General features: G+C 51.4%; 20 protein-coding genes. 12 read left to right on the top strand and 8 right to left on the bottom strand.

The window, feature by feature from the left end; translation table 11 throughout:
* Window positions 1–33: 33 nt before the first annotated feature.
* Complete coding sequence (locus tag F4Y39_07665; protein MYC13591.1) at window positions 34–852, bottom strand: PIG-L family deacetylase; 819 nt, start codon at window positions 850–852, stop codon at window positions 34–36.
* A 9-nt stretch (window positions 853–861) separates the two neighbouring features.
* Window positions 862–2,046, bottom strand: coding sequence for an MFS transporter (locus tag F4Y39_07660; protein MYC13590.1), 1,185 nt, complete (start codon window positions 2,044–2,046; stop codon window positions 862–864).
* A 100-nt stretch (window positions 2,047–2,146) separates the two neighbouring features.
* On the opposite strand from F4Y39_07660, the gene F4Y39_07655 reads away from it, so the two are divergent.
* Window positions 2,147–2,950, top strand: a complete 804-nt coding sequence (locus F4Y39_07655; protein ID MYC13589.1) for a MerR family transcriptional regulator — start codon at window positions 2,147–2,149, stop codon at window positions 2,948–2,950.
* A gap of 98 nt (window positions 2,951–3,048) precedes the next feature.
* On the opposite strand, the gene F4Y39_07650 is transcribed toward F4Y39_07655, so the two are convergent.
* Both F4Y39_07650 and F4Y39_07645 read right to left on the bottom strand, forming a co-directional pair.
* Window positions 3,049–3,795, bottom strand: a complete 747-nt coding sequence (locus tag F4Y39_07650) for a hypothetical protein (protein ID MYC13588.1) — start codon at window positions 3,793–3,795, stop codon at window positions 3,049–3,051.
* Between the two features lie 16 nt (window positions 3,796–3,811).
* A complete protein-coding gene (locus F4Y39_07645) occupies window positions 3,812–4,579 on the bottom strand; it encodes an NUDIX domain-containing protein (GenBank protein MYC13587.1) in 768 nt (255 codons plus the stop codon).
* Between the two features lie 193 nt (window positions 4,580–4,772).
* On the opposite strand from F4Y39_07645, the gene F4Y39_07640 reads away from it, so the two are divergent.
* On the top strand, window positions 4,773–5,969 hold the full coding sequence (locus tag F4Y39_07640; protein MYC13586.1) for an aminotransferase class V-fold PLP-dependent enzyme: 1,197 nt from the start codon (window positions 4,773–4,775) through the stop codon (window positions 5,967–5,969).
* Window positions 5,970–6,036: 67 nt separating this feature from the next.
* Complete coding sequence (locus F4Y39_07635; protein MYC13585.1) at window positions 6,037–6,717, top strand: cytidylate kinase-like family protein; 681 nt, start codon at window positions 6,037–6,039, stop codon at window positions 6,715–6,717.
* Between the two features lie 101 nt (window positions 6,718–6,818).
* Here the strand turns inward: F4Y39_07635 and F4Y39_07630 are convergent, their stop codons facing one another.
* From F4Y39_07630 to F4Y39_07615, 4 genes are all read right to left on the bottom strand, one after another.
* Window positions 6,819–8,231: a Glu/Leu/Phe/Val dehydrogenase gene (locus F4Y39_07630; protein MYC13584.1), complete on the bottom strand. Its 1,413-nt coding sequence runs from the start codon at window positions 8,229–8,231 to the stop codon at window positions 6,819–6,821.
* Between the two features lie 35 nt (window positions 8,232–8,266).
* A complete protein-coding gene (locus tag F4Y39_07625) occupies window positions 8,267–9,157 on the bottom strand; it encodes a TIGR01777 family protein (protein MYC13583.1) in 891 nt (296 codons plus the stop codon).
* Window positions 9,158–9,244: 87 nt separating this feature from the next.
* Window positions 9,245–9,658 carry a DUF420 domain-containing protein gene (locus F4Y39_07620; protein MYC13582.1) on the bottom strand — a complete coding sequence of 138 codons (414 nt, stop codon included), beginning with the start codon at window positions 9,656–9,658 and terminating at the stop codon, window positions 9,245–9,247.
* 3 nt (window positions 9,659–9,661) lie between these two features.
* Window positions 9,662–12,241: a DUF5117 domain-containing protein gene (locus F4Y39_07615; protein MYC13581.1), complete on the bottom strand. Its 2,580-nt coding sequence runs from the start codon at window positions 12,239–12,241 to the stop codon at window positions 9,662–9,664.
* A gap of 180 nt (window positions 12,242–12,421) precedes the next feature.
* On the opposite strand from F4Y39_07615, the gene F4Y39_07610 reads away from it, so the two are divergent.
* From F4Y39_07610 to F4Y39_07570, 9 genes are all read left to right on the top strand, one after another.
* On the top strand, window positions 12,422–12,616 hold the full coding sequence (locus F4Y39_07610) for a hypothetical protein (GenBank protein MYC13580.1): 195 nt from the start codon (window positions 12,422–12,424) through the stop codon (window positions 12,614–12,616).
* An 86-nt stretch (window positions 12,617–12,702) separates the two neighbouring features.
* Window positions 12,703–14,373, top strand: coding sequence for an L-aspartate oxidase (gene nadB / locus F4Y39_07605; protein MYC13579.1), 1,671 nt, complete (start codon window positions 12,703–12,705; stop codon window positions 14,371–14,373).
* A gap of 25 nt (window positions 14,374–14,398) precedes the next feature.
* The gene (gene guaA, locus F4Y39_07600) at window positions 14,399–16,213 is read left to right on the top strand and encodes a glutamine-hydrolyzing GMP synthase (protein MYC13578.1); all 1,815 of its coding nucleotides are present in this window, start codon (window positions 14,399–14,401) and stop codon (window positions 16,211–16,213) included.
* A gap of 134 nt (window positions 16,214–16,347) precedes the next feature.
* Window positions 16,348–17,211 carry a CPBP family intramembrane metalloprotease gene (locus F4Y39_07595; protein MYC13577.1) on the top strand — a complete coding sequence of 288 codons (864 nt, stop codon included), beginning with the start codon at window positions 16,348–16,350 and terminating at the stop codon, window positions 17,209–17,211.
* 337 nt (window positions 17,212–17,548) lie between these two features.
* Entirely contained in the window at window positions 17,549–18,796 is a 1,248-nt protein-coding gene (locus F4Y39_07590) for a hypothetical protein (protein MYC13576.1), read from the top strand.
* A 12-nt stretch (window positions 18,797–18,808) separates the two neighbouring features.
* Window positions 18,809–20,212: a glycosyltransferase family 4 protein gene (locus F4Y39_07585; protein ID MYC13575.1), complete on the top strand. Its 1,404-nt coding sequence runs from the start codon at window positions 18,809–18,811 to the stop codon at window positions 20,210–20,212.
* Between the two features lie 53 nt (window positions 20,213–20,265).
* Window positions 20,266–20,484, top strand: a complete 219-nt coding sequence (locus F4Y39_07580) for a hypothetical protein (GenBank protein MYC13574.1) — start codon at window positions 20,266–20,268, stop codon at window positions 20,482–20,484.
* A gap of 93 nt (window positions 20,485–20,577) precedes the next feature.
* Window positions 20,578–20,958: a hypothetical protein gene (locus F4Y39_07575; protein ID MYC13573.1), complete on the top strand. Its 381-nt coding sequence runs from the start codon at window positions 20,578–20,580 to the stop codon at window positions 20,956–20,958.
* Window positions 20,959–21,150: 192 nt separating this feature from the next.
* On the top strand, window positions 21,151–24,007 hold a 2,857-nt coding region (locus F4Y39_07570), incomplete at its 3' end, for an ATP-binding cassette domain-containing protein (protein ID MYC13572.1).

The following is a 24,007-nucleotide window of genomic DNA, read 5'->3' as shown; positions in this document are numbered from 1 at the left end:
CGTTTAATACGCGCCCTTATTTTTGTCCGTGGATTAAAAAAAGGGAAAAAGTTCTGGGATGTTGTCATCTGTGAGCGCGCTGCCGTATTCGCAGCCTTCAAATGCTTCGGCATATTGGACTTTTGAGCCGCGTTCTTGTCCGTAGTATTTGATCAATAGATCGCGATAGCGATCCGCTACGGCGCGAAATTGATTGAGGCGATGCCGCAACCATTCGCGGCGGTTTTGTGGCGATTCGGGTACCTGGTCGAGGTTGCCCGCGTTAAAGGGCAACCATTCGTACATTTGCGATGTGTGGCAGTGTAGCATGTCGAGTTTTTTTTCTATGGCATCGTCTATGGCTATGACGACATCGGGAGAAAATGGTTGTGGTTTTTGGAAGTTGTCACTCAGATACGCGATGACGGGGTTGTACGACAGGGCGGGGGTGTCTGTGCAGATGTTGGGCACGGTGACCATGTATGCCGAGTCCTGCACGAGGATGGATGTGTAGCGGTGATCGGGGTGGTAGTCGTTGGGGCGATGGGTCAGGATGAGGTCTGGCGTGTAGTTGCGAATCAGGCGAATGATTTTTTTTCGATTTTCAAGGGTGGGTTCGAGTTCGCCGTCGTGGTTGTCGATTACGTGGTATTCAATGCCCGCGACTGCACCTGCTGCCTGGGTTTCGGCGCGGCGGCGACGGGCGAGTTCAACGCCGCCAATTTCGTGATGGCCCGCGTCGCCGTTGGTGACAGAGACAAATTTTACCTCGTGCCCGAGGTTTGCGTATTTGATGGCGATGCCGCCCGCTTTGATATCGCAATCGTCGGGGTGGGCGCCAAAGACGATGATTTTCAGGGAGTGATTGTTCATGGTAGTTCCTCAATTCGAAGGGTTTTCATTTTTTCCATGCAGGCGATAGAGGCCCACACCGCAGGCGAGTGCGCCGAGACAAAATAAGACGGAGATGCCAAAGGGCCAGATGGGTCCTCCGTCGATGAGTTTTCCGCCGCCGAGGCTGCCGGAGAGCATGCCCAGGCTCCAGGCGAGGTGGGCTGCGCCCACGACGCGGCCTTTTTCGTCTTCGCGGGCGATCAATTGTATGAGGCCCGGCATGGTGGTTGAGAGAGACCAGGCTGAGGCGGTTGCGAGAATGCCAAAGACGTAGATGCCAGTAAGGGTGTGCGCGGTCAGGGCGAGGCCGAGGGCGCTGATGGCGACGAGTGACGCGGAGACGAGGATGGGACGCCAGCGCCCAATGCGGTCGCAAAGCCGACCGGTAAGTACTTGAAAACAAGCTGCGATGATCAGGCTGATGGCAGTATAATTCGTGGCTTCGGTGCTGGTGCCCGCAATGCGAAAGATGAGCAGGGGCAAGAGCAGGGTGACAGCACCCCAATAGCTGGTGGGCAGGTAGCGGATGCCCAACAGGAGGCACACGTCGAGACGGCGGAACAGTTGAATGAGTGCGGACAGGTTGCGACCATTGTCGGCAGATTTTGGTGAGGGGATCGTGGGGAGGATCAGGATGCTCATCAGAACGAGCACTACCCCTGCGAGTGTGATGCAAAAACCGAGGGTTTGAAATCCAAATGCATCGGCGATGGGACCAGAGAGAAAATTTCCCGAAGCAGAGCCGAGGGTGTTGCCGAGGAAATAACCGGCCGATGCGATGCCGATGACAGAGGATGGGGCTGCGCTGATGAGATAGCTTTGCCCTCCGGCGCTGTTAAATCCAGAGGATATGCCGATGCCGGTACACAGGGCGGTCAGGAGGAGGGGATCGCCGCTGTAAAAAATAACGCCGGCGAGAATAGGTCCCAAGGTGCCGAGGACGTAAACGGGTTTGACGCCCCAGGTATCGGCAAGGCGGCCCGCAGGCACGGCAAAGACACCACCTAAAATGAGAAATGCTGCGCGCAATCCCCCGGAAAAGAGGGGCGTGCCGAGCAGGTCTGCTTCGACATATACGGGGAGGAGTGTGTTGAGCGGGGCAGAGACAAAGCTACTGAAAAAAGAGACAATGAGCAGGGCGATGAAACGGCGATTGAGGAGTTCGGAGTACATTTTTTAAGTTTTTTTATTTTCGCCCTTGACTCTCCAGTTACTGGAAGGTGTATATTGTCCTTTGAAGGCCTTCTACACCCGTATCACATGGAGAGAATCCATGCTCAAGATTGGAGAATTTGCCAGGCTTGTCGATGTGCCTGTCAAGACGTTGCGCTACTACGACGAGATTGGTTTGTTCAAATCCGATTACATCGATGAGCAAACCGGCTACCGCTTTTACTCATTCGAGCAACTCCCACGGCTCAATCGCCTGCTGGCTCTCAAAGACCTGGGTCTGTCGTTGAGCCAGATTGATCAAATGCTGAAAGAAGACCTTTCGGCCGATCAACTTCGCGATATGCTTTTGCAGAAACAGGTCGAACTCGAAGATCTTGCCAGAGATATCCGGGAACGCGTTGCCCGCGTGGGAGCCAGACTGAGTCTTATCGAAATGGAGGATAAAATGCCAGATTATGAAGTTGTCATCAAAACAGTTGATCCGGTTCTGGTCGCTTCTAAACAGGAGGCCGTTCCCCACTTTGCTGCCATCGGTTCTGTGATGGACCGCCTGTACAATGGGGTTGTCGCCCATGTTGTGAAACACAAGGGACAGTTTGCGGGACCGGGCATTACGGTATGGCATGAAAATTTTAAACCCGAAGCAAACATACCGATCAAAAAAACCATACCAGAAGGTGATGATGTCAAGGTCCACGAGTTGCCGGGTGATCAAATGGCGTGTCTGGTACATCACGGAGGCTTTGAAGGTTTTCCTCTGGCCTATCAAGCGGGCGTTCAGTGGATTGAGACCAATGGCTATGAGATCACCGGACCGAATCGGGAAGTGTATTTGCAATTTAGACCCGATGGCGATCCGAAGGATTATGTGACTGAGATACAGTTCCCCATTGCAAAAGTATAAGCAGGGGCGGGTTGAACTGGCCTGAGAGGCGGCCAGTTGTACCCCACTCAAAACCCGCCCGTACATCAGCGTCCGACAAGAGAAATACCGGGATGGTTTTATGTCTCGGTATTTCTTTCATATATGAAGTCCGATTTGAATTTTTCGATGCAGTCGTGTCGAGTGCCTTCAAAGAGGTAGATTTTGCCGCGGATAGTCGCGGTTTCTCCGGGCGCGAGGGCACCTGCGCGAATGGATTGGTGCATGCAGCGCCAGGGGTTGTGACCCTGAACGGATAGAAAGTCCGCCCAGGCTATGCCCGCCACCCATGTGCGATCTGTGGATTCGCGCATCAGAATGCCGCCTGTGGCATTGGTGGGCGATGTGGGCCATTTGTCAGACCAGGCGGTTTCGGTATCTATTGCGCTGCGAAATGTGTGGTTGTAGTGAATGTCGCGGCGGATGAGGGGGACCAGACCTTCTTCGGCGAGGAACCAGGTGCGCTCGTGGTCGTCGTCAAAAAATGCCCGGGTTTCGGTAACTTCGGGCTGTTTGCCGGGGTTAAAGCAGGGGATGATCGCGGCAATTTCGGGCCAGGTGCGGTCGGTTTTGTTGGTGATCAAGAGCAGCAGGTCAGCCCCATTTTCACTGCCTGTGACGTTGAGACACAGGCCGAGGTCGGGATGTTCGAGGACACCCGCATTGTCATTTAGCGTTTTTTGCGGCACATGATCTCCGCCCGTGTGCTGGCCCGGATGTACGGCTTCAAACATGTTCCATTCGTAGAACCAGAGGTACATGGTCAAATCATCTCGCCCTTCGGGTGCGAATGAAAATCCGCGTCGCCATTTATTCAATGTGATCATTTACGATCATCCTAATTCAGATATTTTTTGCCATGCCATTGGGCATGAAAATTTCGTGGCGCTCGGGGTCGGAGTAACCTTCGATTTCCATGTGGGTGACGCCGGGGCTTTCGATAGCGGCTTTGACTATGTGTTTGTTAAATGTGCTGACAATTTCGCTGGAGAGATACTCCGGGACGGACAACCAGAGGCATTCTTCGATTTCTTCGGCCTGGATAGAAATGTCTTCGCTCAAGGGCGAGAGGCGGCAGACAAAGTAGATGTCCGATTTGTCGTAGCGGTAGCCGTGCCAGTGCCGGAAGCAGACCAGTTTTTCAAATTTTGTACGTACGCCTGTTTCTTCAAAGACTTCGCGCTGGACGCAGTCGGCAATGTGCTCGCCCGGGTGCAGAGCGCCCCCGGGAAGTTTGTAGTAGGGTCTTGTGGAGCTTCGGTGTAATTCGCTGACGACCAGGAGTTCTTCGCGCTCGTTGATGACGACCCCGCCAGCGCCTATGTAATGCGTGGCGTATTCGGGTATGAAGGCATTGGGGGCGAGGGGTTTGGTGAGCAAAAGATAGTCTATTCCCGAATGGTGAAATGTAAATCCCGCTTGTGTTGCCACCGGAATGAGTGCTGCCCGTTCAATGGGGATGTTGATCCAGACGAGCTGGAATGCCTCGCGTTTCCACTCCTGGAGGGATGCTGAAAGGCGCGTGCGAAATTCCTCGGGATCGTGCGGTAGTGCTGCTGGATCCAATTCAATGCCTTGGAAGCGATTTGGCGTGGCTTCGAGTATTTGCATAAATTACCTCGTTCATAGGATGGTTGTGAACCGGCACATGGTAAGGAACATCACAAAATCGGGCAAGGGGTTTGCGGTGGGCAGTTCTACTTGACAGCGGTCATGAGGACAATCATATTGAATGAAATAAAAAATAATGCGCGAGGTTGAAACAGTTGATGGGTTGGAGGCGTTAAATTGAGGGAGGGATAACATGGTGTCTATTTTTGAACAGTTGGGCGTGCGCACGATTATCAATGCTGCTGGTCCGGTTACGCGTTTGAGCGGGGCGCGCATGGATGAGGATGTGATTGATGCTATGCGCGAGGCATCGCAGGTGTGCGTGGATATTGCAGAGCTACAGGCGGGGGCGGGGCAGTTGATTGCCGAGGTGACTGGTGCCGAAGCCGGATATGTGACATCGGGTGCTGCGGCAGGGCTGGTGCTTGCAACGGCGGCATGTGTTACGGGTATGGATCCGGGAAAGATGAACCGGTTGCCCGATACGTCGGGGATGAAAAATGAGGTGATTATGCCCCGGTCACATCGCAATTTTTACGATCACGCGGTGCGTTCAGTGGGTGTGAAGCTCATCGAGGTGGGCATTCCCGATCGGTTTAGTGGCGCGGGAGTGCGCGATACAGAGGCCTGGGAAATTGCGGATGCGATGACCGATCAGACCGCGGCGATTGTGTATGTGGCGCAGTCTTTTGCGCAGCCGCCTTTGCCACAGGTGACGGCTGTGGCGCACAAACACGGCGTGCCCGTCATTGTCGATGCTGCGGGACAGTTGCCGCCTGCGGCAAATTTGAAGCGGTTTATCAGCGAAGGTGCCGATGCGGTTTGTTTTAGCGGCGGGAAAACGATTGGCGGGCCTCAAGGTGCGGGCATTTTGTGCGGGCGTCGGGATCTGATTTCCTCGGCGGCATTGCAGCATCTGGATCTGGATGTATATTATGATTTGTGGGATCCTCCGCCTGAATTGATCGATAAATCCGCGTTGCCGGGTGCACCGCAGCATGGGATTGGGCGACCGTGCAAGGTGGGAAAAGAGCAGATTGCGGGGGTGATGGTTGCACTGCAAAAGTTTGTCGCAGAAAGCGATGAGGCGCGGCAGGTTCGCTGGTCGCAGTGCCTTCAGAATTTGGCAGATGCGATGGGTGATTTGCCGGGGTGCGATATTAGCATGGATGCTTACCGCACAATACCCATTTTGCGGCTCGTGCTTTCTCCGGCGGAAAGAGGCGTGGAGGTGGCGCGGCAATTAATGGAAGGTGATCCGAGTATTCATATTAGTACATCGGGAGTTTACGATGGCGTGTTGATTTTTAATCCCATGTGTTTGTCAGAAGATATGATCAAACCGATTGCTGATCGGTTAAAAGAGTTAATCACGAGTTGCGATTCGTGAGATTCCAACCATTGTACGCAGGCTTTGCCTGAGCACTAATTCCCCCATTTTACAAAGGAGGCGTGCCATGGGTGTTATCACTATTTCAAGGGAATACGGCAGTGATGGACGTACTGTTGCCCGGAAGGTTGCCGAGACACTGTCTTATCACAATATAGACAAAGATTTGCTCGTTGAGGTGGCACAAAAAGCCCAGGTGCCCGTGTCAGAAGTCGAACGCTATGACGAACTACCCGAACATCCCGCTCTGAGAATTTTGCGAAAATTTCTCACGCCTGGATACGCAGACACCCTGACGGGTTTGTCGGAATACGAGTGGTGGGCTGCGGCGACCGTGCCCGAGTTGTCCGACCACCGAGATCAGGCACTGATAACCATGGATGAAGAGGTGTACGCGAAGTTGACCGCGGAGGTGGAGATGCAGATGGCCGATCAGGGCGATGTGGTTATATTGGGGAGAGGTGGGCAGGCTGTCTTGAAGGGCCGCGAAGATACGTTGCATGTGCGCGTGGTGGCGACGCAAGACTTTAAGCTGGATGTGGTGAAAGACCGCGATCAATTGACCAACGACGAGGATGCAATAAGGCGAATGAGAGGCGTGGATGAGCGCCGCAGGACGTATATCAAACGCCATTATAAGGTGGCCTGGGATAATCCACATCTATACTCTGTCATAGTGAATACCGGCTTTCTCGGCGTTGATGGAGCCGTAGATGCGATTGTTTGTGCTGCTCATAAGGTGTTATAAAAGTAAGAAGTAAAAAGAGTGAAGTGAGAAAATTCCACCTCGTCACCCAAAGGCTGTTGCCTCATTCTACTTCCTACTTCACACTTCCTACTTCACACTTCTCACAGCCCCATTTCAATATACGCCCGTGCGATTTTTTCTATGGCGATGGCAAATGCAGCGGTGCGTAAATCCGGCACATTGTCGCGCGATTTGTGGATTTCACTCATGGTTTGATAGGCAGTGCTCATGGTGTCTTCGAGGCCAGAGCGCACGAGGTCCAGTTCATCTGAGCCATAAGAGAGTCTTGCTTTGAGATGGTCTGGAACGGGTTTGCCTACCATTTCTTCCAGGGCGGTGATGATTTGCGCACCGCGATGTGCTTCGTGGCGTCTGTCGAGACGTCCGAACCGGATGTGCGAGAGGTTCTTGATCCATTCAAAATAAGAAACTGTGACGCCGCCCGCATTGAGGTAGGCGTCGGGTATGATGGTTTTTCCCGCTTTGCGCAATACGTTGTCTGCCATGTAAGTGACGGGACCGTTGGCCGCTTCTGCAATTACTGGCGCTTTGATGCGTCTGGCATTTTCAAGTGTGATCTGGCCTTCAATAGCGGCTGGTATGAGCACGTCGCATTCTGCTTCGAGCAGGCTTTTGCCATTTGCAATACAGGTGGCTCCCGGAAAGTGTTTTAATGAACCGCGTTCCGCGCGGTAAGCAGCGACTTCTTCAATTGAGAATCCCTCCTCTGATAGGATTGCTCCTTCGCGTTCAATAATGCCGATGATGCGCGCGCCACCTTCTTCTTCGAGATATTTGGTCGCGTGAAAGCCCACATTACCCAATCCTTGCACGATTATGCGTTTGCCTTCCAAATTGCCTTTCAGGCCCGCGTTTTTGACGTCTTCTGAGTTGTTAAAAAATTCCTTGATGCCGTAAAATACACCTCGTCCGGTTGCTTCGACGCGCCCCTGAATGCCGCCCTGGGAAAAGGGTTTGCCCGTTGTGCAGGCAATGGCGTTGATGTCTTCCGGGTGCAGGCTGCGATACGTGTCTGCGATCCAGGCCATTTCCCGTTCTCCTGTTCCCATGTCGGGTGCCGGGACGTTGAGAGCTGGATTGATATATCCCTTTTTGATCAATTCCTGTGCAAAACGTCGGGTAATGAGTTCGAGTTCATACTCGTTGTATTCGCGGGGATCAATGCATAGCCCACCTTTGGCACCGCCAAAGGGCACATCGACGATCGCGCATTTGTACGTCATGAGTGCGGCGAGTGCTTCCACGTCATCCTGACTGACAGTGGGGGCGTAACGGATGCCTCCTTTGACGGGCAGGCGATGTTCACTGTGAACAGAGCGCCATCCCGTGAAGATGCGATAGCTGTCGCGGAGTTTGACAAAGAAGCGCACCAGGTAAATGTTGTTGTTGATTTTGATCTGGTCAGCCAGCCCTGGAGGCAAATCGAGCGTTGCCACTGCGCGGTCAAACATGAGGTCAACGCTTTCTTTGAAGCTGGGTTCATGTGAGGACATAAGTATTTCTCCGGAAATGGTGAGATGGAGTGTTCTTATAACAGATGACGCAGGGCAGGCTCAAGGTGGGGGTGGGCAAAGGAAAAGCTGGTGTTTTCGAGGCGTGAAGGGATAACGCGGGTGCTTGCGAGTAATAGGGCATCGGCCATTTCGCCCAGTGCGAGTTTGGCGGCAAATGCGGGTAGCGGAAAAATTGTCGGACGAGATAGGACGCGTCCGAGGGTTTTGGTAAATTCGCGATTGGTGACAGGCGTTGGTGATACGGCGTTGATGGCGCCACTGATGGATTCGTTATCTATTGCAAAGAGGAATAGAGAGATCAGGTCGTCGAGGGTGATCCAGCTCATGTACTGCTTGCCCGATCCGATGATGCCGCCCAATCCCAATTTGAAGGGCAAGAGCATTTTGCCGAGTGCCCCGCCTGTGGGGGATAGAACAATGCCAATGCGCGGGTGAACGGTTCGTATGCCGGCTTCTGTAGCGGGTTTGGCGGCGTTTTCCCAGGCGATGGATACATCCGGGAGAAAGCCTTCTCCTGGCGGGCTGTCTTCGGTGAGGATTTCATCGTTGCGGTTGCCGTAATAACCGATGGCAGATGCGGAGATGAAGACTTTTGGCGGCGGAGATATAGACGCGAGTGTTTGGGCGAGCAGTGTGGTGCCCTGTACGCGACTGTCGCGGATGCGCGCCTTTTGCGCTGCGGTCCAGCGTCGGGAGGCGATGTTTTCTCCGGCGAGGTGTATGATGCCATCTATATTGGTGAGGCGCGAGGGATCGAGGGTATTAGAAGATGGGTCCCAGATGATTTCATCGTTGTTGCGGGCAGTGCGTCGGGTGAGAGACAAGACGCGGTCACCGCGCGCGCTCAGTGCGGTTTTGAGTGCTGAGCCAATGAGGCCAGAAGCACCGGATATCAGGATTTTCATAATTTTCAACTTTCGGGACGGCACAGGGGCCGTCCCCTACGGTGATATTGTGGTTTGTAGGGGCGACCCCCTGTGGTCGCCCGCTGACTACTGTTGATAGAGCATCAGGTAGATGATGACGCCGGTAATTGAGACAAATATCCAACTGGGCCAAACCCATCGCGCCAGGCGGCGGTGGCGATCAAATTCGCCTTTGTAGGCTCGCCAGACCAGCGTGATGATGAAGGGCACATTGACGGCAGCGAGGATGATGTGCGGAATGAGTATGGCAAAGTAGATCGGGCGCGTCCAATCGCGGTGTGGATAGGGCACAGAGCCGACCTGACTGTGATAGATGAGGTATGAGGTCAGAAACAGAGCCGATAAGATCAACGCTGTGACCATGCATTTTTGGTGCGTTTTGATGTCGCCGCGTTTGATATAGATGAATCCCAACACAAGAAAGATGGTGCAAAGTCCGTTGAGAAAGGCGTTTGCCGCGGGCAAGTCTGTGATGGACATAGTCTAACGTTTATCCAGTGCCTGTTCAATTAAGTGGAGGATATAGCCAGTGTGAGCTTCGGTGCTTGCATCGGTTGTTTTTTTGTTTTTAAGCATGCTTTGTATGGCTTTGAGATTGTGCAGGGCGATGGCGCGAGAAGCATAGATCCGCTTGCTTTCGGGGTCGATGATGTCGATGAGTCGATTGACGTATTCAGCCTGCAAGTTCTGGCGGAAAGAATTGACTGTGCCTTCGGCATCTGCCTCAAAGACGGCATCGGTCAAGTCGGTCATCATATCGGATAGTGCGTATTCGTTGCCATAAAGCGCGGTGTCGAGCAGGCGGGCTTGCACTGTGGAGTGTAAGAGATGGCTGAAGACGCGCTGTTGAATGCCGATTACGCGGTCGTGAATTTTAGGATCTTCTGGGGCGCGGGAGAAGCCGAATCCGCGTCGCTGTTCCTGCAAATGGTTATAGAGCCTGGGCGGCATATCAAATGCATTGGGCGATAGGACGTATTTGGCGATTGCGTCCATCGCGCGTTTCTGGTCGGCGAGAGCTACTGGCGTGAATGGCCGGGTTGCGCCGGTTTGACCGATGACTGCGCGGTCAACGTAAATGCCGCCGATATAACGGGAGAGTACGATTGCGGCATTGCGGTGCTGCGCAGTGAGAATGAGGTAGGCCGTTTTCAGTTCGTGATAGGTGTTGCCTGGCGTGTTGTACTTTGCGAGGATTTTGTTTTTGACGTCGTTTACCAGTTCAATCCGACCCGTGGCGTGGACGATGGCATCGCTGCTGAGGTCGTAGATCATCACGCGCGGGTCAATGCCGCGATTCGACGAGCGCATGTCGTCGGCGTCATTGCCAAACATGAGTTCGGGTTCTGTGGAGCGTGCGAGAATTTTTTCGAGGCGTTTTTGTTCGTCTTTGATATTGTCCCACCCGGGAGAATATCCAAATTCAATAGCCCAAATATCGTAGGGACCAGGACGTGTGGTGTAGTAATGCCCCTGTTTTTGCCCGGGCAATGCGAGGTTGACACCTGGATAGTCCATTACCGAACCCGTGAGGCCCATTTTGCCGGTTCGGCTTTTGTCGTGCAGTTGTGCTGGGGTGTGAAGTTGACTGGATTTCATGTTGTGGTTGAGACCGAGCGTGTGGCCGATTTCGTGGAGGATGAGAAAGTAGATGCTTTCTTTGAGCAGTGCGTCAACTTCAATTTTGGACGCGCCAGAAACGCGCAGGGCCTGTGTGCCAAAGAGGTTGGATGCGTGTAACTCGTGGCCCAGGGAACAGTATTGAGGCATGTCCGAATCGGCATTGCGTGTCGCATTGTCAAAGAGCTTGTCATAGCGCAGGCTGCTCGTGAGAAATGCAAATTCGAGCATGATGTCGGCACCCAATATTTGCCCGGTTCGCGGGTTGACAAAGCTCGGCCCATATCCGCCAAATGGCGGATTGGGCGACGAGGTCCAGCGCAGGACATTGTATCGGATATCGCCGGCTTCCCAATCGGCATCATCGGGCTGTTCTTTGACATGTACGGCGTTTTTGAAGCCAGCGGCTTCAAAGGCGATATTCCAGGCGAGAGCTGCTTTTTTGATGGTTGGACGCAATTCGTGCGGGGTGGTGTTTTCGATCCAATAGGTGATTGGCACGACTGGTGCAGAGCGTTTGGCTTTGGGATCCCTTTTTTTCAGATGCCAGCGGTGAATTAAATCGCGATAAGGTGTCGCGCTTTTGGAGGTTAGATCAGTCACTTGTGTGCTGAAGTAGCCGACGCGCGGGTCGTCAAATCGCGGTTGATAATCATTTTTGGGCATTTCGATCAGGGTGTGTTGCAGGGCAATCGTCACATTGCGGGCATCGGTTATGCCGTCGCCACCGCCTTTGGGATTGGGATTCTCATAGGTGTAGGCGATGATGAAATCCGTGTTTTTGGGATAATTTTTGATGGATAGACATTTGGTTTTGGTTTTGCTGAGTCTGCCCAGGGAGAAATTGTTGCGGTTCTGCGTTCGGTTGACGCGATGGAGTGCTTCTGTGAGGAAAATACCGTCGGCTTTGATGAGGATATTGCCCGTGGAGTCATTGCGTGCTGCAATTTTTTCCGATACGAGAATAGAAGGGCTGATGTTGGCTTTGGCTGCGCGGCTCAGGGCGTTTTTGGGATCGAAATAATACGCGGTGTTTTCAGAGATGATTTCGATTTTGTCAAAGTGCTTTTGAATGGAAAGCACGCGGCTACCGCGATAATTGCCCCTGTATGTTCCCGCTGATACGGGGGCGTTGACAGTGTGGGTGAAGTAGATGTATTCTTTGCCGATTTGCGATTCGCGGATTTGCAATTGCAACGCGCCTGTGGTCGTATCTTCATAAACGGTGAAGAGACCGGGGTACTTGCGGCTGGATTTGGTGAGGTCGGCTATGGTTTTCTTTGGTGTGTCTTTTTTGGGCGTTCCCTTTTTTTGAGTTTTTGCGGAGTCTCGTTTGGCGACCTTTGTCGAATCCGCAGGTTGTTTTTCCTGCGCCTGAACGGAGAATGCGATTCCAAAGACGAGAGCGACTGCAATTAATAGGCGTTGAGAATTCACGGTCATATCTCCTTTCTTCTGGTCATTATGGATATCTTCGCTACGCAAAATTACCCAATTGTTTTAAAATTTTCAAGTGTGTATTGTATATCGGCTATATGCGCTATCAATTGACTTTATGTTTTTTTTCCGTATCTTTTCCGTTCAATTTTTTGAAAGGTTAGATCATTAGCACGAGGTATAACAATGGCAGAGACGGGAAGCGCGTGGTTGACGCCTAAGGAGATCGCGGATCGGTTGAGTAGTCGAAAAGCGCGAGAAGTACAGGAAGATTTGCTCTATGGGCGCCGAACTCGTCGTGAGATATTGGATCTGGTGATGGAAGCTGTGGGCTGCAATGAATATTCAGCGGAAGATTTTTTGCGTGAAATTGTGAAGTGAGTAAAAACTGACCGCTATTTGTGTTTGCCGCGTATCGAATCGTCAATACGCGGCTCGATATTTTTTGACCTGTAGGGTACAACGCCATGTCTGAGGTTTCTAAATCTGATTATCTGGTCATTGGCAGTGGTATTGCTGGCCTCTCGTTTGCGCTTAAAGCGGCAGAGACGGGGTCTGTTACTCTGATTACTAAAAAAGAGTTTCAAGAATCCAATACCAATTACGCACAGGGCGGTATTGCTTCTGTTTTGCACCCAGACGATTCGTTTGAGCTTCATAGGGAGGATACGATTCAGGCTGGCGCGGGTTTGTGCCGCGAAGATGTGGTGGATATGGTGGTGCGGGCAGGTCCCGATATGGTTAAGGCGCTCATTGCATGGGGGGCAGAGTTTACGCGAGGAAGCGAGGAGGGTGTGAAGGCGAGTGAACAGCGTACAACTCAAAATCTCGCGCTTGGGCGCGAGGGCGGACATTCAAAGAATCGCATTGTGTATGCCGCCGATCTGACCGGGCGAGAGATTGAGCGGGCGTTGTCTGAAGCGGCGATAGCCCATCCCAATATCGCGTTGTACGAGCATCACATGGCGATTGATTTGATCACGGAACACCATGTGTATGGTTCGAAAATTTCAACGCCGGGGAAGATTCAGTGTTGGGGTGTTTACGCACTGGATGCCGTGCATGGAGAGGTGAAGACTTTTTTAGCAAAATTTACGCTGTTGTGTAGCGGCGGGTGTGGTCAGATTTATTTGCATTCGACCAATCCGGCGATTGCAACGGGTGATGGTATTGCCATGGCGTATCGCGCGGGTGCAAGTGTGGGCAATTTGGAGTTTATGCAGTTTCATCCCACGACGCTTTACCATCGGGATGCCGATTCATTTTTGATTTCTGAAGCGGTGCGCGGGCATGGCGGGATTCTGGTGGATCGGGCGGGGCGGTCGTTTATGGCTGATTATCACGAGATGGGGCCGCTTGCACCTCGAGATGTGGTTGCGCGGGCGATTGATAGCGAGTTAAAAAAGAGCGGTGATCCCTGTGTGTTTCTCGATATTACGCATTGTCCGAACGCAGAGCTTCAGGCGCGTTTTCCCACGATTTATGAACGGTGTTTGAAATTTGGCATTGATATAACGCAGGAGCCCATTCCGGTTGTGCCCGCGGCGCATTATATGTGTGGTGGGGTGTTCACAGATACGCAGGGGCGCACGGATATCGAAAGGCTTTACGCTTCGGGTGAGGTCGCTTGTACGGGGTTACACGGTGCGAATCGCCTGGCGAGCAATTCGCTGTTAGAAGCTCTGGTTTTTTCCGACCGCGCGTTTTCCGATATCCGACAGCACATAGATGCGCGGCTCGATTTTCCCGATGTGCCGGCCTGGCAAGACGATGATGTGTTTAATACAGAAGAATGGGTGTTGCTATCACACGACCGGCAAGAAGTACAGCGTTTGATGTGGGATTATGTGGGGATTGTGCGGTCGGATTTTCGATTGAAGCGCGCAGCCCGTCGCATTGGCGTGATTGTGCAGGAGGTCGAAGAATTTTATAAGCGCACACAAGTTACCGAGGCATTGCTGGAGTTGCGCAATATGACGACTGTTGCCGCGCTGACTGTGCGCTGCGCATTGTCTCGCCGCGAAAGCCGGGGTTTGCATTATACGCTCGATTGTCCTGCACCATTCAAATCTGTAGATGATACGGTGGTATCTGCCTGGGAAACGTGGGGTGCGGGGCTGCCGGTTATTGAAGTGTGAAGTATGAAGTATAAAGGGAGTTTTTATGCGCGACGGCATTGCCGTGATTGATTTTGGCGGGCAATATGCCCATTTGATTGCCAATCGGATTCGCAGGTTGCGGGTTTATTCCGAGATTTTCCCGCCGGATGTTGATCCTGCGGCATTGCAGGGTGCGTCGGGCATGATTTTTTCGGGTGGTCCATCCAGTGTATATGATCCCGATCCGCCTGCGTTTAATCCCGGATTGCTCGGTACCAATTTGCCCGTGCTCGGGCTGTGTTATGGGCATCAGTTGTTGTGCATGCATTTGGGAGGCGAGGTTGTTGCTGGTGAGGTGCGAGAATACGGTTCTGCCAGGTTGAATATTGCAGGTGGATCGGATTTGTTTGCTGGGCTTGGGGATTCTCAGGTGGTTTGGATGAGCCACGGTGATGTGGTCGCAACGCTGCCAGAGGGTTTTGAAATTTTGGGGGCGACCGAGGATTGTCCTTCGGCAGCGGTTGGCGATGCCAAACGCCGAATCTACGGTTTGCAATTTCATCCTGAGGTGGCACATACGCCGCGTGGATTGAATATTCTCGATAATTTTTTGACGATATGCGATGCGCCTCGAACCTGGACTATGGGCAATTATGCCGAGGTGGTTATGGAGGAGATGCGGGAGAAGGTGGGGGATCGCAATGTGTTTTTGCTGGTGTCGGGAGGGGTCGATTCTTCGGTGGCTTTTGTGCTGTTTAACAGGGCGTTGGGCGCAGACAGGGTGTTGGGGTTGCATATTGACAATGGTTTTATGCGAAAGGGCGAGACGGCTGCGGTGGAGGTTTTTCTGAAGGAAGAGGGGTTTGACAATCTGATTGTCGAGGATGCCAGTGACGATTTTTTGTTGGGTGTGGAGGGTATGGTCGATCCAGAAGCAAAGCGCGAGGCGATTGGACAAATATTTTTAGAGGTGAAGGACGAGGTGATGGCGCACTTGCATTTGGATGCAGATCAATGGGTTTTGGGGCAGGGTACGCTTTATCCGGATACCATAGAATCGGGAGGGACAGAGCACGCAGCGTTGATTAAGACGCACCACAATCGCATTGATTTGATTGATGAGTTGATTGCACAGGGCAAGGTTGTCGAGCCTTTGGCACAGTTGTACAAGGATGAGGTGCGCGAGTTGGGGAGCGAGTTGGGGTTGCCCGATCATCTGGTGTGGCGACATCCGTTTCCCGGTCCCGGTCTGGCTGTGCGCTGTTTGTGCTCAGATGGTGCGGTGGATGGGGTTGATATTGCAACAGCAGAGCGAGCCGCTGCTGAGATCGCTTCTGAGGCGGGTTTGCAATTGCAGGTTTTGCCCGTTAAGAGTGTGGGAGTTCAGGGTGATTTTCGCACGTATTCGCATCCCGCGATTGTTTCGGGTTTCACAGCCGAAAGTAATGGCGATTGGCGCGTGCTCGAAGATCTGTCAACGCGAATTACCAATAGCGTGCCGGGTATTAATCGCGTGGTTTGTCTTGTCGCGCCAGATGTGTTGCCCAGGGTGCGTCTCAAGCGCGCTTTTTTGACCTATCAGAGGCTCGATGTTTTGCGGGAGGCAGATGCTATTGCCATGCGAATACTCGACCGCGCGGGTCTTATGCCTGCTGTGTCTCAGATGCCGACTGTTCTGGTGCCGTTGACGACAGATGGACAAGATGAGATTGTGATTTTGCGCCCGATTACGACTCCGGATTTTATGACTGCGCGATTTGCCGAATTGCCCCACAATCTGGTACGTGATATAGCGGACGAGATACTGGATCTGCCCGGTGTCGCTGCCGTGGGGTACGACATTACACACAAACCGCCAGGGACAGTGGAATGGGAGTGATGATGAAAGGGCGGACAAAACGAACAAAGTCGAAATCACGAATCAGAACCTGGTTTCTCTATTCTACCAGACGCTATCGCCGTATCCCCTGAAGAACACCATAGATAATCTAAAGTTCATATCGGAAGCTTGAGATGGCATATCCAAATCTGAAGCAGTCCGTTTGGCTGCTGGTATTATTGATCCTCATTGTAGTTGGCTTGGCCATATTGGTTAGTATTATAGGTGCCATTATTGACGAGCCTCTGGATGAGAATACTTACCTGACGAACCTTGTGTCATTGGTAAGTTTTATTCTGATTCTGTGCTATGTTTCGCACCGGACGGGTCGAACATGGACAGATATGTTGCCTCTTGCGATTAGAAGTATAGACTATGATTGGCGCATGTGGCTTTCCGTTGGGTTGTCTATCTTTGGACTGGGGGTTGTTCTTTCTGAATTGGACAATGCGGTGATAACTTTGCTGCCAATGCCCGAAATGTTTCAGGACATCTTTCAGATAATGGTCGAGGAAAAAAGATCTTATCTATCAGCCTTATTTAGCGCAGTTGTAATAGCGCCTGTTGGTGAAGAGATCGTTCATAGAGGTATTATCTTGAAAGGTTTATTGGCACATTATACTCAAAATCGGGCGATTGTTTGGTCGGCAGTTCTGTTTGGTCTAATGCATCTAAATCCGTGGCAATTTCCAGTGATTTTTATATTGGGACTTGTCTTTGCCTATTGGGTTATTCAAACGGAGTCTTTGTGGCCTGCAATTTTGGGACACGCACTGCACAATCTGATAGCTGTGACATTTTTGCATTTTGATGTACCGGGTTTTCCAGTTCCAGAAGATTTGAATGTTGTGGTTCACAATCCGTGGTGGTTGAATGTATGCGGACCAATATTGGCTATTCTCGGTTTGTGGTGGTTTTATCAGGTGGCGAAGCAGAAAAAAACAGATCAGCTTGAGGCGAGAGTTGGACTTGAGGACACTCAGGGATGCGATAAATGAGGTGGATGTCTGCCACTAGCACCTCGGCAACCGTGGGCTATTTGTATGCGGGCGATTACTTTGTGGAGAAATAAAAATTTGACAGACTTTTTCACTTTTTTGCATTGCAAGTGAATAAAATGTACACCTTTCCTTAAATAGCGACTCACCTGATTAGCAAGCGTGAGTCTGCTAACGATAATTATATATTCTTGTTTTTTAGTGCCTTAGAATATTCTGAGGCACTTTTTTTTGTTTTTTTTCAAAATGGGCACGGTATTTGCAGAGATGTTGTGCGCAAATCGCGTGAATAGGATTGAGGCGGACGGGATGTCCGCGATGATAGAGGGGTGAAGTTTTGAAAAATACTACAGTTGCATTTTATAGCCAGCACCTCATTGGCGTTGGGCACCATTTTCGCAATCGACAGATTGTCAATGCGCTGGTGAAGACATGCGATGTGTTTTTCATCGATGGCGGGCGACCAATTCCCGAGGCTGATCTCGATGAACGGGTGGTGCGTATTTCCCTGCCGCCCCTTCGCTCGGGCGCACAGGGCATTGAGTCTGTTGATACGGAGAGAGATTTGCAGGCTGTGATGCACGGGCGTCAGGTCAGGCTTTCCGAAGCGATGGAACAGATTTGTCCGGATGTGTTTTGTATTGAGTTTTTCCCTTTTTCCCGATGGTCGCTCAAGAGCGAGATCCTCAATACCATTGTCAGGCTCAATAAGGTCAATCCCGGTGCGAAGGTGCTGTGTTCGCTGCGGGATATTCCAACGCGGGCAAAAAGCAATGTGTTGCAACCGACTGTCACTCCTGTCCAGAGGCGGGATGGGGACGCGATGCGGTTTTATTCGGTGCCTTTTGGCGGGATACATCACGAGTATTTGGCTTTTAATCGGCGGTATTACGAGGAGGTTGTGTCCGTGTTGAATCAGTATTTCGATGCGGTGATGGTGCATGGCGATTCCCAACTATCCCGGTTGGAAGATCACTTTCCCTGGACTGCTGATATCGGCATTCCCGTGGTTTATACGGGGTTTGTTTCGGAGAAACTCGGTGACGCATCTCGGCCTGGTCGTGCGCCTGATCGGTATGTGCTGGTCAGTTCTGGCGGTGGGGCTGAGGGGCTTGCGCTTGTTGCGCCGTGTATTGAAGCGTGGAAACAATTGGAGCGGGACGAGGCGCACGATGGACGCGAGATGGTGATTTTCGCTGGTGCGTTTATCGATGAAAAGCATTTTGAGGCTTTGTGCGGGTTGTGTGGTGATGGTCCATTTCGCATTGAACGCTTTACGTCCAATTTTTTGGCGTGGATGAAACACGCGGATTTGTCGATTAGCCGGGCGGGCTACAATACGTGTATGAATGTGCTCGAGACACAGGTCCCGTCGATTCTGGTGCCGAGTATTGCGATGGATGATCAGGTATTTCGCGCGCAGGAGTTGATGGGGTTGGGCATTGCCGGGGTGGTACATCCGGATCAACTCGGTGTGGGAAAGATGACAAAAGCTATTGCCAAAATGCTCGAGAGTCCTGTGCCCGAACACGATCTATCCCTGGATGGTGCCGAGCAAACGCGAAAGTTTATAGAATCAGTCTAAATGAGGTGAAAGATGAAAATTTATGTGTCACATCCATATCACGACCGCGAGAAAGTGATGGCGTCGAATAGCGGGGCGTCCCTTTCGGGTTTTAACCATGTGCAGGCGTTATCGAAGTATTGCGAGGTGTATATGCCGGCGTCTGAAGCAGTGGATTATGGTCCGAATGTGCACGGTATTCGACCTGAGTTTGAGACGATTGATGAGTCTCGCCAGTGGTTTGTGCGGCAGGATTTTGATGGCGTACTGATGTTTGAACCCAAAGTAGATGACCTGGCATTTTTTCGCCATGTGTGTCCCGCACCCATTGTGATTCGGCTGTCGTGTTCTTTTGGACACAATCGGGATTTTGTCGATAAGGTGCTTCAATGTTATTCGCTGTTGCGGCCTTATGATGCCCTGTCACCCAAGTCGGCGTATGTCGCTGATGAGGTGGGCAAGCTGGTGTTTGACAGATCGTATTTGCACGCGATTACCAATGGGGTAGATGCCGAGGTGTTTGTGCCGATGGATAAGTTGCAAGCGCGCAAAGAGGTCGCGGATAAGACGGGTGATCAACGTTTTTTAGAGATGCCTGTGGTGGGTTTTTGCGGGCGGTTTGAGCCGGGCAAGGGTGCGTATCCGTTTTTGCGGATGGCCGATCTGAATCCCAATGTGCTGTTTGCGGTGATTGGCAAGCAGTTCGCACCCGTGACACATGCGCCCAATGTGATCTTTTTAGGCGCGCAACCCTATACGGATATGCCGCTGTATTACAATATGCTGGATGTATTGTGCGCGCTGTCGGTGTATTCGTATGAGTCGTGTCCCTCCACTGTGATAGAGGGCATGGCGTGTGGTCTTCCGGTTGTGGCGACAAATTTTGCGGGTGCGCCAGAGTTGTTGGGCACTTGTGGGCGGTTGATCGAGATTGAGCGATTTGAAGACGAGCCATTGAATGTGACGGGGTATATCGCCCCAGAAGTGATTTCAGATGCTGTGCGCGATTTTTTGGATAGCAAGACGGAGCGTGTAGAAATGGGTGAGTCTGCTCGCAAACGTGCACTCAAATTTTCCTGGGATCATACGGCACAGCAGCACATGGCACTGTTTGAAAGTCTGCGGACCAAACGCGATGCACCTGCCTGCCCGATACCAATAACCGTGAGTTTTACACAGGGGTGTGATATGTCCGGTGTGCCGAAAAGTGTGTCCAAAGGATTTAACTATTTGGGAAGCGCGCAAGGTCCGTTGCCTCGCATTTCGTTTTTTGGGCAAGATATGTCCCTTATTGAAGGCCTGGGCCTTCACTTGATGCAACATTTACACCCAAACGAAGTCGAAGCTGCTCTGATAGGCTTATGCGAGACGCGCGATAGAGCTTATAAGACGCTTCGCAAAATCCGACACTTCAGCGATATGCTCACGGCTCCCTGATTGGCATAGGGATACGGCTTGTGTTGAAGTGGTAAAGAAAGGAGGTGAGAGAAATGACGGAGCGCATTACATCAATGCCAGCACAAGTTTCTGTGACCTGTGTTCAACTCCCCGGTCAAGAAAGCGAACTGGCACATGGTGAGATGGCGAATACATCAGGAGGATGCATTTTGCCAGGAGAAGATTTGTTTGAGCACGACCCATTAGAGCCTCTTGAAGATATTATTGATGATATCTGTGATACGGTGAGTGAATGGTGGGCTTCCTGGTAGCACCCCCACAAGACGCTATTCCTGTTATTCAGATACTGGACGAAAACCATCTTTTTTTGCTGAATCTTACAATTCATTTACCCGGAGGATGTTATGTATAATCGCGTGACTTCAGATTCAAATTCAGACGCTGTTTTTGCCTCTTGCACGATACTGCCTATCCATCAAACAACACTAAATGTTGAAGAAATGGAGGGCATTGATGGCCTGGGAAGTGTGACAGATGCTATTGATGCAGCGGTAGATTATGTTTCTGATGTTGTTGATTCAGTAGGAGATTGTGTTTCTGATTTTGTTGATTCGTTATATTTTTACCCCCAGGATGCTGAGCCCATATACCTGCCTGATCCAACTGTTATCCCACCATCACCACGTGATACGACGACTATCACTAATTATATATATTCCTGCGATAAGACGATCGCGGACTTAGTCTCTGGTGCGACTTGTCCGTGTATGCCGCCGCCGTGGTAAGTCCGATGTGCATCAACCCGTCATTCCCGCGCATGCTCCACGGCGTGTGCAGGAGTGACGGTGTTATATGAGGCAGGACTTACGTCACTCAGTACTGGAGAGTAGATAGCTTGCCTGACAGAGATTCTCAGAGCATTTTAGAAATCAGCATTGTAGTTGAGTTATAGACATGTTACAGGACGGTTGGCGAAAATGAATCTTTCGCACTTTTTCACCAAAAACTCGGTGCGGTCAAAATCTGTTCACTTTCCCTTTGGAGGTGTTGTTTTTCAACAGGGTCAGGTGGGTGAGGCGTTTTACATTGTGCAGTCTGGACGGTTGCGGGTGATTAAGCAGGATGAGAATGGCAATTCGACAACTGTGGGATATTTGTATGCGGGCGATCATTTTGGCGAAGGGGCATTGTTGACCAGAGAGGGACATCGGGCAACGGTGCGAGCGGTTGAGGATGCGGAGGTGTTGCAGGTGCCGAAGGATGAGTTTTTTAAGGCTGTAAGAAAACATTCTGACGTAAGGGCATATCTTGAGGAGCAGGTTGCCTGTATTGCGTATCGGGACTTTACGCGTTTTTTGAAAGGGGATGTTCCGAGTCAGGCAATGCGGGTGTTGTTTGCGCGGCTGAAGCGCGAGGCGATTGAGGAGGGTGTGACCGTTGTTGAGCGAGGTCAGTTGGGTCAGCGATTTTATTTGATCGGTAGCGGTCAGTTGGAGGCTGTGTCAGAAGACGGGGATACGGTGATTTTGAGTGCAGGTGATTATTTTGGCGATGATAGAGATGATAAAACGGTCATTCGCAGTCGGTGTCATAGCGTGCTCTTTTGTATAGATAAAAGCGATTTTAATAAGTTAAAAGCTATGATACCGGAATTTGATGAGGCGTTGGAGAAAGGTCGTATATCGCGTGGAGATCAGGGGGCGAATGGGGCATTGTTTCGAAAAACGCGACAAGTGCCCGAACCACCCGTTGACCGGTCTGATGAAAAACTGGCATCCAATACAGCATCCAATGTAGTCAATATCAGAATAGACGGTGAAAAACCATACGTTCCCACATGGTTTCGCTTTCCATTTTTGAAGCAACACGATCAATCGGATTGTGGCGCGGCGTGTTTGGGCATGATTTGTAAGTATTACAAGATGCCGATTGGGTTGAACAGGCTGCGCGATATGTCCAATGTGTCGCGGTATGGCACGTCGATGGCGGCTTTGGCTGAGGCTGCGGAAACACTGGGCTTTATCACGCGCGGCGTGCGCACGGGATATGAGGCTCTGATGCGAACAGAATTGCCAGCCATTCTGCACTGGGAGGGCAATCACTTTGTGGTCTTGTATCAGATTGATAAAAAGGAGGTGAAAATAGCAGACCCCGGTGTGGGTATTCGCAAGCTGTCGCGGGCAGAGTTTGAGAAGGGGTGGACAAACAGGGCACTGTTGTTGGAATATACAGATCAGGTGGCAGAGAACGAACCGTCTCAGTCTTCTTTTAAGCGGTTTTTTCCACTGGTCAGGCCCTATACAGGCATATTGATTGAGGTGTTGCTGGCGTCTCTGGTGCTCAGTTTGTTCGGTCTGGCGTCGCCCATTTTTATGCAGACGATTGTTGATCAGGTCTTAGTGCATCACGACGAGGATTTGTTGAATTTGATGCTGGTAGGGATGGTGGTCGTCGCGTTGTTCCAGATGGGCACATCGACGTTGCGCGTCTATTTGATCGGGTATGTGAGTGCGCGGTTGAGCATTGCGATGTTGTCGCGTTTTTATCGGCATTTGCTGGCGCTGTCCATGCAGTTTTTTGCTCTGCGGCGCACGGGCGATTTGACCACGCGATTTCGAGAGAATGCAACGATTCGGCGGTTGTTGACAGGTACGACGGTTTCGGCAGTCTTAGATTTTATCATGCTTTTTGTCTATCTGGGCTTGATGTTTTATTACAACGCTGAACTGACGTTGGTCATGCTGATTTTTGTGCCGCTCTCTGTAGGGCTTACGCTGATTTACACACCCATTTTGAAGGCTTTCAGCCAGCGCGCTTTTCTGGCGCGTGCCGAACAATCATCTGTTTTAATCGATTCGCTGCAGGGCATTGATGCGGTCAAAGCCGCGGCAGTTGAGCGCGCGACGCGGTGGCATTGGGAAGGCAAGTTCACGAAGGAAATTCAGATTGGCTTTCAGCGGTTAAAAATGCAGATGTTGTTTGGGGGGATCGGAAGTGTGATCAATTTGTTGAGCAGTACGGTGATTTTGTGGTATGGCGCCTCATTGGTGATTGCGGGTAACCTGTCGGTTGGACAGTTGATGGCGTTTAATGCGCTGATTGGCAATGTGATGGGCCCCATTATGGGCTTGATCGGGATATGGCCGCAGGTGCAAGAAGCGCGTATAGCGTTAGATCGGTTAAATGATGTGTATGACACGCAGATGGAAGATGCGCGGCAACAGGGTCAGGGTTTGATCTTAAAGCATTTGGTAGGACGGGTGGTTTTTGAGGGGGTATTTTTTAGATATGGTGTTGGTTCTGACGAACCTTATGTGTTGAATAATATAGACCTGACGCTTGAGCCGGGTCAAAAAGTTGCAATTGTGGGACGCAGTGGTGCGGGTAAGACGACGTTGGTAAAGTTAGTGCCCCGTTTGTTTGATCCGTCAGAAGGGCGCGTAACGCTCGATGGGATGGATGTGCGAGATCTGGATCCCCATTGGTTGCGGCGGCAGGTGGGTATGGTGATGCAGGAGCCGTTTTTGTTTTCTGGCACGATTGCAGAAAATATCGCCATTGGTCAGACAGACGCGGACATGGACCGCATTTTGGAAGTGGCAAAGCTATCTTGTGTACACGATTTCGTAAGCGATATGCCTTTGGGCTATGAGACAAAGGTCGGTGAGCAGGGCGTGGGGCTATCGAGTGGACAACGACAACGGATTGCAATTGCACGGGCACTGTATTGTGATCCGAAAATTTTGATTTTTGATGAGGCGACCAATGCCTTAGATACGGATTCAGAACAGGCGATTCAGGCGAATTTAGATCTGTTTTTGGATGATCGCACGG

It is taken from the genome of Gemmatimonadota bacterium, assembly GCA_009838845.1.
Classification (GTDB): domain Bacteria; phylum Latescibacterota; class UBA2968; order UBA2968; family UBA2968; genus VXRD01.
Note: the sequence above shows the minus strand (reverse complement) of the source record. Positions and strands in the feature narration are given on the sequence as shown.

What these genes read in the sequence shown, in the direction of transcription:
- F4Y39_07665 (MYC13591.1), bottom strand. Translation starts at nt 852, where the DNA reads ATGAACAATCACTCCCTGAAAATCATCGTCTTTGGCGCCCACCCCGAC.
- F4Y39_07660 (MYC13590.1), bottom strand. Translation starts at nt 2,046, where the DNA reads ATGTACTCCGAACTCCTCAATCGCCGTTTCATCGCCCTGCTCATTGTC.
- F4Y39_07655 (MYC13589.1), top strand. Translation starts at nt 2,147, where the DNA reads ATGCTCAAGATTGGAGAATTTGCCAGGCTTGTCGATGTGCCTGTCAAG.
- F4Y39_07650 (MYC13588.1), bottom strand. Translation starts at nt 3,795, where the DNA reads ATGATCACATTGAATAAATGGCGACGCGGATTTTCATTCGCACCCGAA.
- F4Y39_07645 (MYC13587.1), bottom strand. Translation starts at nt 4,579, where the DNA reads ATGCAAATACTCGAAGCCACGCCAAATCGCTTCCAAGGCATTGAATTG.
- F4Y39_07640 (MYC13586.1), top strand. Translation starts at nt 4,773, where the DNA reads ATGGTGTCTATTTTTGAACAGTTGGGCGTGCGCACGATTATCAATGCT.
- F4Y39_07635 (MYC13585.1), top strand. Translation starts at nt 6,037, where the DNA reads ATGGGTGTTATCACTATTTCAAGGGAATACGGCAGTGATGGACGTACT.
- F4Y39_07630 (MYC13584.1), bottom strand. Translation starts at nt 8,231, where the DNA reads ATGTCCTCACATGAACCCAGCTTCAAAGAAAGCGTTGACCTCATGTTT.
- F4Y39_07625 (MYC13583.1), bottom strand. Translation starts at nt 9,157, where the DNA reads ATGAAAATCCTGATATCCGGTGCTTCTGGCCTCATTGGCTCAGCACTC.
- F4Y39_07620 (MYC13582.1), bottom strand. Translation starts at nt 9,658, where the DNA reads ATGTCCATCACAGACTTGCCCGCGGCAAACGCCTTTCTCAACGGACTT.
- F4Y39_07615 (MYC13581.1), bottom strand. Translation starts at nt 12,241, where the DNA reads ATGACCGTGAATTCTCAACGCCTATTAATTGCAGTCGCTCTCGTCTTT.
- F4Y39_07610 (MYC13580.1), top strand. Translation starts at nt 12,422, where the DNA reads ATGGCAGAGACGGGAAGCGCGTGGTTGACGCCTAAGGAGATCGCGGAT.
- nadB (MYC13579.1), top strand. Translation starts at nt 12,703, where the DNA reads ATGTCTGAGGTTTCTAAATCTGATTATCTGGTCATTGGCAGTGGTATT.
- guaA (MYC13578.1), top strand. Translation starts at nt 14,399, where the DNA reads ATGCGCGACGGCATTGCCGTGATTGATTTTGGCGGGCAATATGCCCAT.
- F4Y39_07595 (MYC13577.1), top strand. Translation starts at nt 16,348, where the DNA reads ATGGCATATCCAAATCTGAAGCAGTCCGTTTGGCTGCTGGTATTATTG.
- F4Y39_07585 (MYC13575.1), top strand. Translation starts at nt 18,809, where the DNA reads ATGAAAATTTATGTGTCACATCCATATCACGACCGCGAGAAAGTGATG.
- F4Y39_07580 (MYC13574.1), top strand. Translation starts at nt 20,266, where the DNA reads ATGACGGAGCGCATTACATCAATGCCAGCACAAGTTTCTGTGACCTGT.
- F4Y39_07575 (MYC13573.1), top strand. Translation starts at nt 20,578, where the DNA reads ATGTATAATCGCGTGACTTCAGATTCAAATTCAGACGCTGTTTTTGCC.